The sequence below is a fragment of the Agromyces mediolanus genome (assembly GCF_044917495.1).
In the GTDB taxonomy this organism is placed as follows: Bacteria; Actinomycetota; Actinomycetes; order Actinomycetales; family Microbacteriaceae; genus Agromyces; species Agromyces mediolanus_B.
Genome location: NZ_JAVSSI010000005.1, coordinates 168782 through 184163, shown reverse-complemented (window position 1 = coordinate 184163; position 15382 = coordinate 168782). Strand labels below are relative to the sequence as shown.

Sequence of the window (15382 nt, the reverse complement as noted above, 5' to 3'; positions counted from 1 at the left end):
GCGGCGCCAGTATTCCGAACGACCCTCATCTCTGCCACGCTACGAGGGACTCACGTTCTGCGTGGGTTGCAAACCCGAAACCCGAATGACGCGCAACCCGAAATTTCGCGTCGAACCCGAAGGCGTGCAGCCATGCTTACCCGAACCCGTGTTTCGTCGACCCCTCGGCACCGCGACACCCTACCCAAGGGCCGCCTGAAGAAGGCGCTCTCGGTCCTCGCGAGCGGTGCGCTCATCATCGGCATGGGGGTGAGCGGCGCACTCTTCGCCGCGGCGCCAGCCCAGGCCGCACCCGTGAACCTCGGTGCCGTGCAGGCCCAGGTGTCGAACCACGTGGGCGACGCCGGGAGCACCGGCCAGAACTCCGGGACGACGACGGGCTACTGCATCCGCTACAGCCCGCCGAACTCCTCGAGCTCGACCGGACCGTCGGACTGGGTCTCGAGCGGCAGCGAAGCCCTCACGGCCCACGGCCGCGGCAGCAACAACTGTCCGAACAACCTGAGCACCTCCAGCCAGAGCGCGATCGGCGTCCAGCCGGCCGCCGGCTCGCTGGCGCCGGAGCCGGGTGCGGCGTTCAACATCGGGAAGATCACGCACTACAACAACCCGATCAACTACGACGGGTCGAGCGACTACTTCAAGGGCACCGTCAGCTACCGGCTGCCGAGCCTGTCGAAGCAGTTCGACTTCAACTGGTGGATGTGGGAGACGCCGAACAACGGCAACGCGGACCAGAACCGCGACCAGTTCAAGTTCCTGAACCAGGCCTCCGACACGACCATCTCGGTCGGCGGCATCGACTACAAGCTCGTCATCCTCGGCTTCCGCACCGTCTCGAACGGCGCGGCGTGCCCGGCCGACCCGGGCAGCGCGGTCAACGAGTGGCTGACCTACGAGGGCCAGCAGACCCAGGCCTGCCTCTACGGCAAGCTCGCCCAGGTCCGGAAGCTCACGGTCAAGAAGGTCGTCGTCGGCGCAGGCGCCCCCGACACCACGTTCAACTTCGCTCCCACGAGCACCATCGACGGTTCGCCGTGGAAGAGCAGCTTCGCGCTGAAGGCCGGCCAGTCCAAGACGGCCGACGCGGTGCAGGGCGAGACCATCACGATCGCCGAGAACGCGGTCGCCGACGCCCAGTGGTCGCTCACCGGCGTCGCCTGCGTCGACAGCGCGAACCAGCCGATCGGCACCCCGAACCTCGGCAGCCGGAACGTGACCCTCACGAACATCCCGGCCAGCGCGAACTCCGACATCACCTGCACCTTCACGAACACCTACGCCACGAAGGCGAAGCTGACGCTGAAGAAGGTCGTCGCCTCCGGCACCGCGAACAAGAACTCGTGGACCCTCTCCGCCAACACCGGCGGCGGCGCGGCCGAGCTCTCCGGTAACGACCAGGGCACGGGCGTGAGCAACGCGAACCTCTCGGCCGGCACCTACGCGCTCGCCGAGTCCGGCGGCCCCGGCGGCTACACGCAGCAGGGCAACTGGGTCTGCACGAACGACGGCAACGGCTCGAGCGTCACGGTGACGAACGGCAACGTCGACCTCGTCGACAAGGCCTCGGTCACGTGCATCGTCACGAACCGGTACCAGACCGGCTCGCTCGAGGTGAAGAAGGTCATCACGGATGCCTCGGGCTTCTCCGGCACCGCCTCGACGCAGTTCACCGGCACCTGGAGCTGCACCGTCGCCGGTCAGGGCGTCGTGCAGAGCGGCAACTACTCCGTCTCGACGGGCACCGCGCAGACCGTGAGCACCACCCTCCCCGCCGGCGCGAACTGCACCGTCACCGAGAACGGGCCGAGCGGCAACCTGAAGAACGGCTCCTACGAGTGGGTGCAGTACGCCACCGACGGGCCGAAGACGATCGTCGACAACCAGAAGACGACCATCACGGTCACGAACTCGACGAAGCAGAACAGCGGCACCTTCACCGTCGAGAAGAAGGTGCAGCCGGCCGACGCGAACACCCCCGCCGGCGGCTACACCGGCGGCACCGGCCGTCAGTTCACCGTGCACTACGTCTGCACGCTCGGCGGCCAGACGGTCTCCGAGGGCGACCTGCAGGTGACGCCGGGCACGCCGGTCTCCGGGCCGACGCTGCCGACGAGCACCAGCTGCTCGCTCACGGAGCCCGCGTTCTCGGCCAAGGCCGGGGACTTCGCGGACGCCTCCTACGAGTGGGCGAACCGCACCGTGGTGCCGAACGTCGTCACGATCCCGAAGGGCGTCGACGCGACCGTCGACTCCACGGTGACGAACACCTTCGTGCGCAACTTCACGAAGCTCGACGTCAAGAAGGTCGTCACCGGCGCCGGCTACACCTCGACCGGTGACGACTTCAAGGTCAACGTCGTCTGCGGCTCGACCACGACGCCGCTCACCCTGAAGAACGGCGAGACCGAGACCGTCCAGAACATCCCGGTCGGCAGCCTCTGCACCGTCCAGGAGGTCACCCCGATCACGGCGCCGCTCGACGCGGGCCACGAGTGGGGCGCCCCGACGTACGCGCCGGGCACGCAGGTCACGGTCGTGAAGGGCGAGACCAAGCTCGTCACGGTCACCAACACGACGGTCCCGGTCTACGGCCAGGTCTCGGTCACCAAGCAGACCGAGGGCGGCGGCATCGCGGCCGACAAGACCTTCGACTTCACCGTGAGCTGCGGTGCGAAGACCTACAACGCCTCGCTGAAGGCCGGCGAGACCTACACGACGCCGGCCGGCGAGCTCCTCGCGGGCACCGAGTGCACCGTGCACGAGGGTGCGGTCTCCGGCGGTCTCGTCGACGACTCCTACGCCTGGGCGGCGACGCCCGTCGCGAACGACGTCAAGGTCACCGTCGCGAAGAACGAGACGAAGAACGTCGTGATCACGAACACGACGAAGCGCGTCTACGGCTCGCTCGTCATCACGAAGGACCTCGTCGACCCCGACGACGTCTACTCCGGCCCCGGCTTCTCGGGCACGTACAGCTGCACCGACGGCTCGAACGGCAACTGGGGTCCGCTCGCGGACGGCGGCAGCGCCACCGTCTCGAACATCCTGCTGGGCTCGAGCTGCACCGTGACGGAGACGGCCCCCGCCGCTCCGGCCTCCGGTGACGCGTCGTACGTCTGGGCCGGCATCGGCTACGCGCCGGGCACCCAGGTGACGCTCAGCGCCGCCACGCCGAACCCCGCCGTCACGGTCACGAACACCATCGTGCGCCAGTCGGGCTCCTTCGCGGTCGCGAAGACGGTCGAGGGCGACGCCGCCGGCTACAACGCCGCGACGCCGTTCGGCTTCGACTGGGTCTGCACCGACGACAGCAACAAGGAGTACAGCGGCAGCTTCGACGTCCTCGCCGGCGCGGTCGGCGGCCCCGGGCAGAACATCCCCGCCGGCAGCGACTGCACCGTCACCGAGCACGACGCCCCGGCGCCCTCCTCGGGCTACACCTGGGACGGCGTGACCCTCACGGCGACCCCCGGCGGCAGCGCGCAGGACGGCCGTTCGGTCTCCTTCACGATCCCGGCGCCGCAGAACGGCGACCCGGTGACCGTGCAGGTCTCCGCCGTGAACGCCCTGTCGAAGAAGTACGGCTCGGTCGAGATCACGAAGGTGGTCGAGGGCGACGGGTACACCGGCGGCGCCGACATGGAGTTCGAGGCATCCGTCGCCTGCGGCGTGAACGGCACCGAGTCGGTGACCTTCACGACCGGCGGCAGCGACGCGCTCGAGCTCCCGCTCGGCTCCGAGTGCACCGTGACCGAGGTCACGCCGGTCGGCGGGCTCGCCGACGGCAGCTGGGCCTGGGACGGCGTGACCGTCTCGCCCGACACCTTCACCATCACGGAGCCCGGCCAGAAGATCGACGTCACGATCACGAACACGCTGAAGCGGGTCTACGGCTCGGTCACCCTCGAGAAGACCCTCAGCGGTCCCACCGGCGTGGTCGACCCCGACCGCGAGTACTCCGGCACCTGGCAGTGCACCCACGACGGTGACGACCCGGTGAGCGGCGACTGGACGACGACGGCCGGCGCGAGCGCCATCACGCTGAGCGACGAGGTGCTCGTCGACTCCGACTGCGTCGTGCTCGGCGAGGACCTCTCGCAGAAGCCGTCCAACGACCCGTCGTACACCTGGGGCACCCCGGTGTTCACCGGCGACTCCGTCGGCGCGGCCGAGCCCGCCCTGCTCGTGGTCGGCAACTCGTTCAGCCGCGAGACCGGCAAGATCGAGGTCCTGAAGCAGGTCACCGGCGACACCGAGGGCTACGTGGCCCAGGCCGCGGGCGGCACGGACTTCCCGATCAACTACGACTGCTCCGTGGACGGCGTCGCCGGTCACCTCATGGGCACCGTGAACGTGGCCGACGGCCAGAAGACCGTGCTCGTCGACGGCGTGCCGCTCGGCTGGAGCTGCGAGCTCAGCGAGGGCCAGCTCGACCCCGACACGCTGAAGGACGCGTCCTACAGCTGGGGCACGGCGACCGTGTCGCCCGAGAAGGTGACCCTCTCCTCGAACGGTGAGACCAAGCTCGTCAACGTCACGAACCCGATCTCGCAGGCCTTCGGCACCTTCACGGTGACGAAGCAGCTCGACCAGGTCCCCGGCAAGGTCGTCGCCGACGGCACCGAGTACACCGGTACCTGGAGCTGCACCTACGACGGCGACGTCGTCGCCTCGGGCGACTGGACGGTCGACGACGCGACCGGCGGCACCACCGGGGCCTTCGGCCCGGTGCCGCTGACCAGCGAGTGCTCGATCACCGAGGACGCGCCGAGCGACGGCGACCTCGCGACCGGCTGGTCGTGGAACACGCCCGCCATCGCGGGGCCGGTCGAGATCGTCTCGTCCGACGTCGTGCCCACGGCCGAGGTCACGAACTCGGTGTCCCAGCAGTGGGGCGCGCTCGAGCTGACCAAGGTGGCCGAGGGCGACACGGCGGGTATCCCCGCCGGGCTCGACGTCACCGGTTCGTGGACCTGCGACTGGGTCGACGGCGAGGGTGAGGACGCCCAGGCCGGCGGTCAGTGGACCGTCCCGGCCGCCGGCGGCACCGTCTCCCTCTTCACCGCGGCGCAGAAGAAGGTGCCCGTGGGCGCCGACTGCCAGGTGCAGGAGGACACGCTCGACAACGGTGAGCTGAAGGACCCGTCGTACGCCTGGGCCACCCCGGACAACGGCGAGACCGTCACCCTGGTCGACGGCCAGACCGCCGGCATCACCGTCACCAACACGGTGGAGCGGGTGCGCGGCACGGTCATCATCGACAAGGTCGTGACCGGCCCGGCGAAGGACCTCGTGGACGGCGCCACGCCGTTCACCGGCACCCTGAGCTGCGTCTACGGCGACGACCCCGCGGTCGAGTACGAGTGGACCGCGACGCCCGACGGCAACGCGACCGTGACCGGTGTGCTCGCGACGAGCGACTGCACCGCCGTGGAGACGGCGCCGACCACCGGCCCGGTGCCGACCGACCCGTCGTACCAGTGGGTCGAGGTCGTCGGCTACGACGGCAACCCGGCCACCGTCCCCGCCGCGGGCGACGACTGGCCCGTGATCACCGTCACGAACGACACCTTCCGCCTCAAGGGCGACTTCACGATCGAGAAGGTCGTGTCGGGCACGGATGCGGCGCTCGAGGGCGTCGACCCGGATGCCTCGTACACCTTCGAGTACTCGTGCGTCCTGCCCGAGGGCGGCGACCCGGTGACCGGTGAGCTCACGGCGACGGCGACCGAGCCGGCGTACCTCCCGAAGGACGTCGAGCTCCCCGCCGGCACCGAGTGCACCGTGACCGAGCCGGTCGACGGGCTCCCGGGCCTGAAGGACGACGCCTACTCGTGGGGCGACGTGAGCTACACCTCGAGCGACGCGGGAGCGACGACCGAGGGCCGGAGCATCACCTTCACGATCGCCGGCAAGGGCGCTGAGGAGCTCGGACACGTGCTCGTCACCGCGACGAACCCGATCACGAAGACCCCGGGCGCCTTCACCACCGCGAAGACGTCGAACCCGCCGAGCGGCAGCACGGTGAAGCCGGGCGACACCATCACCTACACGGTGACGGTCACCCCGACCGGTCAGGTCACCGTGCACGACATCGTCGCGGTCGACGACCTGAGCGGCGTGCTCGGCAAGGCGGTCCTCGACGAGGACGGCATCACCGCCAGCACCGGCACCTTCGCCTTCGACGAGGCCACGAAGAAGCTCACCTGGACCGTCGGCGACCTCGCCGCGAACGCCGAGCCCCAGACGCTCGTCTACTCGGTCAAGGTGAACGCGGACGCGTGGGACGCCACCATCGGCAACTCGGTCACCGCCGGCGGCGACGTGCCGTCCGACGAGTGCACGCCGGAGGAGCCCTGCACGACGGACCACCACACCGACCCCGAGCCCGCCCACCTCACCCTGGTGAAGGAGGTCGACAACTCGGCCTTCGAGGGCAAGCTCGGCGAGGGCCAGGTGCCCGGCAAGCCGTCCGACTGGCGCCTGCGCCTGCTCGGCGACGGTTCGTCGATCTTCCACGGCGTCGGCGGCTCCGCCGCGATCTTCGATCGCGAGGTGAAGCCGGGTGCGTACACCCTGCTCGAGTCGCTCGACAACGAGACGAACCCGCTGCTCGGCTTCTACAGCCCCGGCGACTGGAGCTGCGTCGGTGAGGGCGTGTCGCTCAGCGAGGGCGTCCTGACGCTCGACCCGGGCGCCGACGGCACCTGCACCATCCTGAACACGGCCAAGACGGTCGACCTGTCGATCGACAAGCACCACGTCGAGCAGAACGACAGCGGCGACTGGCTCGTGCCGACCGACGAGGACGCGAGCTACCCGTACTCGATCACCGTGAAGAACAACACGCCGAACCTGGTCGTGCCGAACGTGGTCGTGAAGGATGAGCTGCCCGCCACCCTGAAGGCCGCCCCGGTCGAGGAGTGGACCGTCCCCGCCGGCTGGACCGCCGCCATCAGCGGCGCCTCGGCCGACGGCTTCGGCGGCACGATCACCTTCACGAAGGACACCTCGTGGTCGCCGGAGGAGGAGCAGAGCTACGAGTTCGGCTTCCAGGTGACGACGGCCTCGAGCCTGCCCCGTGAGGACGGCAGCGACACCGGCAAGATCCTCGACATCGAGAACACCGCGACGGTGACGAGCGGCGGCATCGAGGGAACCCCGGACGACAACACGTCGACCGAGGAGACGCCGGTGAAGTCGATCGAGGTCAACGCCCTCGCGATGTGCATCGCGAACGCCCCGTGGGTCACCTACGACCTGACGCCGTACAACATCGAGAACGTCGAACTGCCCCGCATCGTGATGATCTGGTGGACGCCGGAGGCCTACGCCGCCCGCAACCCCAACATCCCGGCGAGCGACATCGACGGCATCCTCGCCGACGGCGCCGCGAAGGTCGATGAGATCGTGCCCCCGGCCGACGCGCAGAGCGGGGTGACCATCTCCGGTCAGAAGCTCTGGCCTGGTGCCGCGGTCGACGAGGCCGGCAACGGCATCGCCTGGCCCGGATGGCGCCTGCTGCCGAACGGCCGCTGGGTGCTCGACCCGACGGCCCCGTTCTACAACCTGCGCGGGGAGGCGGTCGTCGAGATCCGCATGAACCCGAGCACCGACGCGGTCGAGGCCTACCCGCCTGCAACGCCCGACTGCAACGCCGCTCCCACCCAGCCGAAGCCGAACACGCCTGGCGGCATGGCCAGCACCGGCTTCGACCCGAGCTGGGGCATCTGGGGCGCCGCGATCCTCGTGATCGGGGGTGTCGGGCTGCTGCTGATCATCCGCCGCCGCCGCACCGCGGAGTAAGACCCCGGCGGCCGTCGTCGCCGCCGAGGCTGGAGCCTTCTTTGCTCCAGCGGGTCCGGAGTCCATCCCGAGCTCCGGGCCCGTTCCCCATAACACCACCCGGGCCGCTTTCCCCCGAGAGCGGCCCGGGTGAGTGCATTCCGGGGGAGCGGATCGGGTGAAGGCGCCCGACGGGGCGCACGCCGCACCGCGATCCGCGCCGCGATCCGCGCCGCGGCTCGCCCGCTGCAGTGCGAGGCGTACGGACGCGAAAACGGCGGATGCCCCGGCGAGACACGCGCCGCGGCATCCGCCGTTCGTTCGTCCCGGTGCCGTCAGGGGCGGCCGCGCATGACGGCCTGCTTCACCTCGGCGATCGCCTTCGTCACCTCGATGCCGCGGGGGCACGCCTCGGTGCAGTTGAAGGTCGTGCGGCAGCGCCACACGCCCTCCTTGTCGTTCAGGATGTCGAGGCGCACCTTCGCCTCGTCGTCGCGCGAGTCGAAGATGAAGCGGTGCGCGTTCACGATCGCGGCCGGGCCGAAGTACTGGCCGTCGGTCCAGAACACGGGGCAGCTCGACGTGCACGCGGCGCAGAGGATGCACTTCGTGGTGTCGTCGAAGATCGCGCGCTGCGCGACGGACTGCACGCGCTCCTTGCCGGGCTCCGGCGTCGTGCTCGCCTGCAGGAAGGGCTGCACCTCGCGGTAGCTCGCGAAGAACGGCTCCATGTCGACGATGAGGTCCTTCTCGAGCGGGAGGCCCTTGATCGCCTCGACGTAGATCGGCTTCGAGATGTCGAGGTCCTTGATCAGCGTCTTGCAGGCGAGGCGGTTGCGGCCGTTGATGCGCATGGCGTCGGAGCCGCAGATGCCGTGGGCGCAGGAGCGACGGAACGTGAGCGAGCCGTCCTGCTCCCACTTGATCTTGTGCAGGGCGTCGAGCACGCGGTCGGTCGCGTACATCTCGACGTCGAAGTCCTGCCAGCGCGGCTCCGTGTCCACGTCCGGGTCGAAGCGACGGATCAGGAAGGTGACCGTGAACGACTGGATGGCGTCGGCCTCGGCCGGCGGGTGCTCGAGCGTAGCGGTGCTCACCTCAGTACTTCCTCTCCATCGGCTGGTAGCGAGTGATGACGACCGGCTTCCAGTCGAGCCGGATGTGGTCGCTCGCGTCGGACGAGTGCGCGTCGCCCGACAGGTAGGCCATCGTGTGCTGCATGAAGTTCTCGTCGTCGCGCTTCGGGTAGTCGTCGCGCATGTGCCCGCCGCGGCTCTCCTTGCGGTTGCGGGCGCTCGTGACGACGACCTCGGCGAGGTCGAGGAGGAAGCCGAGCTCGACGGCCTCCAGCAGGTCGGTGTTGAAGCGCTTGCCCTTGTCCTGCACGGCGATGTGCTTGTAGCGCTCGCGGAGGCCCGCCACGACGCCGGCGGCGTGCGTGAGCGACTCCTCGGTGCGGAACACCTGGGCGTTGCGGTCCATCTCGTCCTGCAGCTCCTTGCGGATGGCTGCGATGCGCTCCGTGCCCGTCGAGTCACGCAGACCCGTGAGCAGCTCGCGGACGCCGGCGGCCGGGTCCTCGGGGAGCGGGGTGAAGTCGACCGTCTTCACGTACTCGACCGCGTTGCGGCCGGCGCGCTTGCCGAAGACGTTGATGTCGAGCAGCGAGTTGGTGCCGAGGCGGTTCGAGCCGTGCACCGACACGCAGGCGCACTCGCCGGCGGCGTAGAGGCCGGGCACGACCGTGGTGTTGTCGCGCAGCACCTCCGCGTCGTTGTTCGTCGGGATGCCGCCCATCGCGTAGTGCGCGGTCGGCATCACGGGGACCGGCTCGTAGACCGGGTCGACGCCGAGGTAGGTGCGGGCGAACTCCGTGATGTCGGGGAGCTTCGTCTCGAGGACCTCGGCGCCGAGGTGCGTGCAGTCGAGCAGCACGTAGTCCTTGTGCGGGCCGGCGCCGCGCCCCTCTGCGACCTCCTGGACCATGCAGCGCGCGACGATGTCGCGGGGAGCCAGGTCCTTGATGGTCGGGGCGTAGCGCTCCATGAACCGCTCGCCGGAGGCGTTGCGGAGGATGGCGCCCTCGCCTCGGGCGCCCTCGGTGAGGAGGATGCCGAGGCCGGCGAGCCCGGTCGGGTGGAACTGGAAGAACTCCATGTCCTCGAGCGGCAGGCCCTTGCGCCAGATGATGCCGACGCCGTCGCCCGTGAGGGTGTGGGCGTTGGACGTCGTCTTGTAGATCTTGCCGAAGCCGCCCGTCGCGAAGATGATCGCCTTCGCCTGGAAGACGTGCAGCTCGCCGGTCGCGAGCTCGTAGGCGACGACGCCCGAGGGCTGGGGGACCCCGTCGACCTCGGTCATGATCACGTCGAGCGCGTAGTACTCGTTGTAGAACTCGATGCCGAGCTTCACGCAGTTCTGGAACAGCGTCTGCAGGATCATGTGGCCGGTGCGGTCGGCGGCGTAGCACGCCCGGCGGACCGGGGCCTTGCCGTGGTCGCGGGTGTGGCCGCCGAAGCGCCGCTGGTCGATCTTGCCGTCGGGCGTGCGGTTGAACGGCAGGCCCATGTTCTCGAGGTCGATGACGGCGTCGATCGCCTCCTTCGCGAGGATCTCGGCCGCGTCCTGGTCGACGAGGTAGTCGCCGCCCTTGACGGTGTCGAAGGTGTGCCACTCCCACGAGTCCTCCTCGACGTTCGCGAGCGCCGCGGCCATGCCGCCCTGCGCCGCGCCCGTGTGGGAGCGGGTGGGGTAGAGCTTCGAGATGACGGCCGTCTTCGCGCCGGGTCCGGCCTCGATGGCCGCCCGCATGCCGGCGCCGCCGGCGCCGACGATGACGATGTCGTACTGGTGGTAGTGAACGCCGTCGACGACCTTGGTCTCGGCGTGGGTCTCGCTGGTCACGTGTCTCCTAGGCGGCGCAGAACGAGGGGAGGAGGTCCGCCGGGGCGCCGGCGGGGCACGGGTCGAAGGTGAAGACCACGAGGGTGCCGAGCACGATGAGCACGGCGGCGGCGAGGAACAGCGCGAGCTTCAGCAGCTTCTGCGCCGTGCCCGGCTTGGTGTAGTCGTTCACGATGGTGCGCATGCCGTTCGCGCCGTGGATGAGCGCGAGCCAGAGCATCGCGACGTCCCACCACTGCCAGAACGGGTCGGCCCACTTGCCGCCGACGAAGCCGAAGTCGATGGCCTTGACGCCATCGCCCAGCATGAGGTTGACGAACAGGTGGGTGAAGATCAGCACGATGAGCACGACGCCCGAGACGCGCATGTAGATCCAGCCCCACTTCTCCAGGTTCACGCCGCGCTTGGGCGCGGGGCGGACCGGGGTGCGGGGTGCTTCGATGGTGGTCACGCTCGCACTCCTCAGTGGCTGAACACGTTGATCAGGTGGCGCGGGGTGAAGGCGAGCATCGTGACCACCCAGAGGGCGATGACGATCCAGAACAGCACCTTCTGGTGGCGCGTGGCCCAGGTCCAGAAGTCGACCAGGATGATGCGCAGGCCGTTCAGGGCGTGGAACACGATCGCGCCGACGAGGGCGACCTCGCCGAGGCCCATGATCGGGGTCTGGTACGTGCCGATCACCGCGTTGTACGCCTCGGGGGAGACCCGGACGAGCGCGGTGTCGAGGATGTGCACGAGCAGGAAGAAGAAAATGGCGACACCCGTGATGCGGTGCAGCACCCATGACCACATTCCCTCGCGGCCGCGATACAGCGTGCCGCCCGGCTTCTGCTTCGCCGGCTTTTCGGGTGCGGTCAGGGTTCCTGCCGAGGACTCTGGCATGAACAACCCTCCCTGGCTGTGTGACGATCGGCCCGTGACGAGCGGGCGCGTCGAGGCGCAGTGCGCCCTGTGCCGAGTCTAGACCCGTGCCGCTCGCCGCGCGGGTTAGGCGAGCCTTAGCGGATCGCCGCGCCGGCGAGTGCTCCGGCTATCCTGGGCGGATGTCAGCGAAGCTCGACCGGTTCTACGCGGTGATCCCCGCCGGGGGCATCGGCTCCCGCCTCTGGCCCCTCTCCCGGGCGGACGCGCCGAAGTTCCTGCACGACCTCACCGGCTCGGGGCAGACGCTGCTGAAGGACACCTGGGACCGGCTGGCGCCGCTCTCGGGCGAGCAGCGCGTGATGGTCGTGACCGGCCGGGCGCACCGGGCCGCCGTCGAGGCGCAGCTGCCCGAGCTCGGCGACGAGAACATCGTGCTGGAGAGCGAGCCGCGCGACTCCACCGCGGCCATCGGGCTCGCCGCCGCCATCCTCGAGCGCCGCGAGCCGGGCGTCATCGTCGGCTCCTTCGCCGCCGACCACGTCATCTCGGGCGACGCGCTCTTCCAGCACGCGGTCGCCCAGGCGGTCGCGGCCGCGGAGGCCGGATACATCGCGACCATCGGCATCACGCCCACCGAACCGGCCGTCGGCTTCGGCTACATCGAGTGCGGGGAGCGGCTCGAGGTCGCCGGCGCCGACGACGTCGAGACGGTGTCGAGCTTCGTCGAGAAGCCCGACCTCGCGACGGCCAAGCGCTATCTGTCCGGGGGGAAGCACCTCTGGAACGCGGGCATGTTCATCGCGCGGGCCGACCAGCTCCTCGCCGAGATCGCGCGGAACAAGCCGGAGCTGCACGCCGGGCTCGTCGAGCTCGCCGAGGCCTGGGACGACCCGGCGACGCGGGGCCCGGCCGTCGACCGGATCTGGCCGCGCCTCGAGAAGATCGCGATCGACTACTCGGTCGCCGAGCCGGCCGCCGCGGCCGGTCGCCTCGCCGTCGTCCGCGGGCACTTCCAGTGGGACGACGTCGGCGACTTCGCCTCGCTCGCGAAGCTGAACACCGCGGGCCGCTCCGGCGAGCTCGCGATCCTCGGCGAGGGCGCGCGCGTGCTCGCCGACGCCTCGAGCGGCATCGTGGTGAGCCGGTCGAAGCGGGTCATCAGCCTGATCGGCGTGCACGATATCGTCGTGGTGGACACGCCCGACGCGCTCCTCGTCACCACGAGCGAGCACGCGCAGCGGGTGAAGGCCGTCGTCGACGCCCTCCGGCTCGGCGGCTCGAGCGACGTGCTCTAGCCGGACGGCGGCAACGAGGCCCCGCACGGCGGGGCGGATGGGGGAGCGGGCGGATGACCCGACGCACACGGATCGGAATCGGCGCCGTGCTGGCCGCGGCATCCCTCGCCCTCGTGGCATGCGGCCAGGCGCCGGAGGGCGCCGGCGAGACGCAGAGCGAGCTCTGCGCGCGCATGGTCACGAACTCCGGCGGACTCGAGGACCGCTCCTTCAACCAGTCGAGCTGGGAGGGCCTGCAGCGGGCCGAGGAGCAGCTCGGCATCGAGGCCGAGGCGATCGTCTCGACCGGCGAGACCGATCTCGCCCCGAACGTGCAGCAGGCGGTCGACAGCGGCTGCGGGCTCATCGTCACGGTCGGATGGGAGCTCGCCGAGGCCACCACCGACCAGGCCGGCAAGAACCCGGACCTCGCCTTCGCGATCGTCGACGAGACCGTCGAGGGCGAGAACATCAAGCCCGTCGTCTTCGACACCGCGCAGGCGGCGTTCCTCGCCGGCTACCTCGCCGCCGGCGTCTCGAAGACCGGGGTCGTCGCGACCTTCGGCGGCGGCAACCAGCCGCCGGTGACCCTGTTCATGGACGGCTTCGCCGACGGCGTCGCGAAGTACAACGAGGCCCATGGTGCGACCGTGCGCCTGCTCGGCTGGGACAAGGCGGCGCAGGACGGCGCGTTCACCGGCGACTTCGAGGACATCAACAAGGGCAAGGCGCTCACCGAGGGCTTCATCGACCAGGGCGCCGACGTGATCCTCCCGGTCGCGGGCCAGGTCGGCGAGGGCGCCGCCTCGGCGGCCGTCGAGCGCGAGGGCGTCTCGGTGATCTGGGTCGACAGCGACGGGTACGAGACGCTCGCCGCCCAGTACCGGCCGGTGCTCCTCACGAGCGTGCTGAAGAACACGCAGGACGCGATGGTGCAGATCGTGGGCGAGGTGCAGGACGGCTCGTTCTCGAACGAGCCCTACATCGGCACGCTCGAGAACGGCGGGGTCGAGATCGCGCCGTACCACGACCGCGCGGCGCTCGTGAGCGTGGAGCTGGATGCCGAGATCGACGGGCTGCGGAAGCAGATCATCGCCGGCGAGCTCGAGATCACCTCCCCGAGCGCCCCCTAGCCCGCCGGCTCCTGGTCCCCTGAGCCCGTCGAAGGGAACCAACTGCTTCGACGAGCCCGGGGAGCCGGGGTCCTGCTCATATGAGCAGAATGTCGCGTCTTGATAACCATTGACGCTGCGGCTCTTCGCGCCCGAGGCATCCGGCGCAACATTCGGTAACGTAACCTCGATCAGCCCCTGCGCGAAGGCGGGGGCCCGCACGTCTTTGGAGGACACTGTGAAGGTCACGACCAAGAAGGCCGCCCTCGGCGGCCTCGCGCTGCTCGGCAGCGCAGCGCTGCTCGCCGGCTGCGCCTCGGCCCCCGAAGCGGGCGGCTCGGCAAGCGGCGAGGCGATCGACTTCCTCCCCTGCATGGTCTCGGACGCGGGCGGCTTCGACGACAAGTCCTTCAACCAGCTCGGCTTCGAGGGCATCACGAAGGCCGCCGACGAGCTCGGCGTCGAGATCAAGACGGTCGAGTCGAAGGACGAGACCGAGTACGCGCCGAACCTCACGAGCCTCGTCGACCAGGGCTGCGACCTGATCGTCACCGTCGGCTTCGCGCTCTCGGCCGCCACGGTCGAGTCCGCCACGGCGAACCCCGACGTCGAGTACGTCATCATCGACGACGCGGCCGACAACGACTTCGACGGCAAGACCGACGCCGAGAACATCAAGCCGATCCTCTTCGACACGGCCCAGGCCGCGTTCCTCGCGGGCTACGCCTCGGCCGACTACACGAAGACCAACGTCGTCGGCACCTACGGCGGCATGAACTTCCCGACCGTCTCGATCTTCATGGACGGCTTCGCCCAGGGCGTCGACTACTACGCCAAGGAGAAGGGCAAGGCCGTCAAGGTCGTCGGCTGGGACCGCACCGCGCAGGACGGCTCCTTCACCGGCGGCTTCGAGGCGAACGACACCGCCCGCCAGACGGCGCAGGCGCTGATCGACCAGAACATCGACGTGCTGCTGCCCGTCGGCGGCCCGATCTACCAGTCGGGTGCCGCGGCGGTCCGCGACTCGGGTCGCGACATCGCGATGGTGGGCGTCGACGCCGACCTGACCCAGACCGACCCGTCGGTCGCCGAGCTCATCCTGACCTCGATCCTCAAGGGCATCGACGTCGCGACGTACGACTCGGTGCTCGCCGCGGGCAAGGGCGACTTCGACCCGACCCCGTACGTCGGCACGCTGGAGAACGACGGCGTCGGCATGGCCCCGTTCCACGACTTCGAGTCCAAGGTCTCGTCCTCGCTCCAGGGCGAGCTCGACGACCTGAAGGCGAAGATCATCTCGGGTGACGTCAAGGTCGAGTCCTACCTCGCCGGCTAAGTCGAGGCAGCCATGATCGGGGAGGTCGGTACGCCGGCCTCCCCGATCTGCTTTCCCGCGGCGCGCGCGACGGTGCACGCGCTGCAACATCTGAGCGGGGC

8 protein-coding genes are annotated in these 15382 nt (G+C 69.7%); 4 read left to right on the top strand and 4 right to left on the bottom strand.

Features of this window, described 5'->3' with window-relative positions:
* The first annotated feature begins 132 nt into the window (after window positions 1-132).
* Complete coding sequence (locus ROT00_RS09600; protein WP_404774352.1) at window positions 133-7809, top strand: DUF5979 domain-containing protein; 7677 nt, start codon at window positions 133-135, stop codon at window positions 7807-7809.
* A 314-nt stretch (window positions 7810-8123) separates the two neighbouring features.
* On the opposite strand, the gene ROT00_RS09595 is transcribed toward ROT00_RS09600, so the two are convergent.
* From ROT00_RS09595 to sdhC, 4 genes are read right to left on the bottom strand one after another with little or no spacing between them, the layout of a single operon-like run.
* Window positions 8124-8885: a succinate dehydrogenase iron-sulfur subunit gene (locus ROT00_RS09595; RefSeq protein WP_404774350.1), complete on the bottom strand. Its 762-nt coding sequence runs from the start codon at window positions 8883-8885 to the stop codon at window positions 8124-8126.
* Window position 8886: 1 nt separating this feature from the next.
* On the bottom strand, window positions 8887-10692 hold the full coding sequence (gene sdhA, locus ROT00_RS09590) for a succinate dehydrogenase flavoprotein subunit (protein ID WP_404774348.1): 1806 nt from the start codon (window positions 10690-10692) through the stop codon (window positions 8887-8889).
* A 7-nt stretch (window positions 10693-10699) separates the two neighbouring features.
* Window positions 10700-11143 (bottom strand): succinate dehydrogenase hydrophobic membrane anchor subunit, encoded by a 444-nt coding sequence (locus ROT00_RS09585; RefSeq protein ID WP_243568929.1) that lies wholly within the window; start codon window positions 11141-11143, stop codon window positions 10700-10702.
* A gap of 11 nt (window positions 11144-11154) precedes the next feature.
* Window positions 11155-11577 (bottom strand): succinate dehydrogenase, cytochrome b556 subunit, encoded by a 423-nt coding sequence (gene sdhC, locus ROT00_RS09580; RefSeq protein ID WP_189086221.1) that lies wholly within the window; start codon window positions 11575-11577, stop codon window positions 11155-11157.
* Between the two features lie 161 nt (window positions 11578-11738).
* Between sdhC and ROT00_RS09575 the strand changes: the two genes are divergently transcribed.
* The 3 genes from ROT00_RS09575 to ROT00_RS09565 all read left to right on the top strand — a co-directional run bounded on the left by ROT00_RS09575 (window position 11739) and on the right by ROT00_RS09565 (window position 15281).
* Entirely contained in the window at window positions 11739-12854 is a 1116-nt protein-coding gene (locus ROT00_RS09575; RefSeq protein ID WP_404774345.1) for a mannose-1-phosphate guanylyltransferase, read from the top strand.
* 53 nt (window positions 12855-12907) lie between these two features.
* Window positions 12908-13966 (top strand): BMP family lipoprotein, encoded by a 1059-nt coding sequence (locus ROT00_RS09570; RefSeq protein WP_404774343.1) that lies wholly within the window; start codon window positions 12908-12910, stop codon window positions 13964-13966.
* Between the two features lie 217 nt (window positions 13967-14183).
* The gene (locus ROT00_RS09565) at window positions 14184-15281 is read left to right on the top strand and encodes a BMP family lipoprotein (protein WP_404774342.1); all 1098 of its coding nucleotides are present in this window, start codon (window positions 14184-14186) and stop codon (window positions 15279-15281) included.
* Window positions 15282-15382 lie beyond the last annotated feature (101 nt).

Bases quoted from the DNA above. Each gene is read 5' to 3' on its own strand.
- ROT00_RS09600 (WP_404774352.1), top strand. From the start codon at position 133: ATGCTTACCCGAACCCGTGTTTCGTCGACCCCTCGGCACCGCGACACC.
- sdhC (WP_189086221.1), bottom strand. From the start codon at position 11,577: ATGCCAGAGTCCTCGGCAGGAACCCTGACCGCACCCGAAAAGCCGGCG.
- ROT00_RS09575 (WP_404774345.1), top strand. From the start codon at position 11,739: ATGTCAGCGAAGCTCGACCGGTTCTACGCGGTGATCCCCGCCGGGGGC.
- ROT00_RS09570 (WP_404774343.1), top strand. From the start codon at position 12,908: ATGACCCGACGCACACGGATCGGAATCGGCGCCGTGCTGGCCGCGGCA.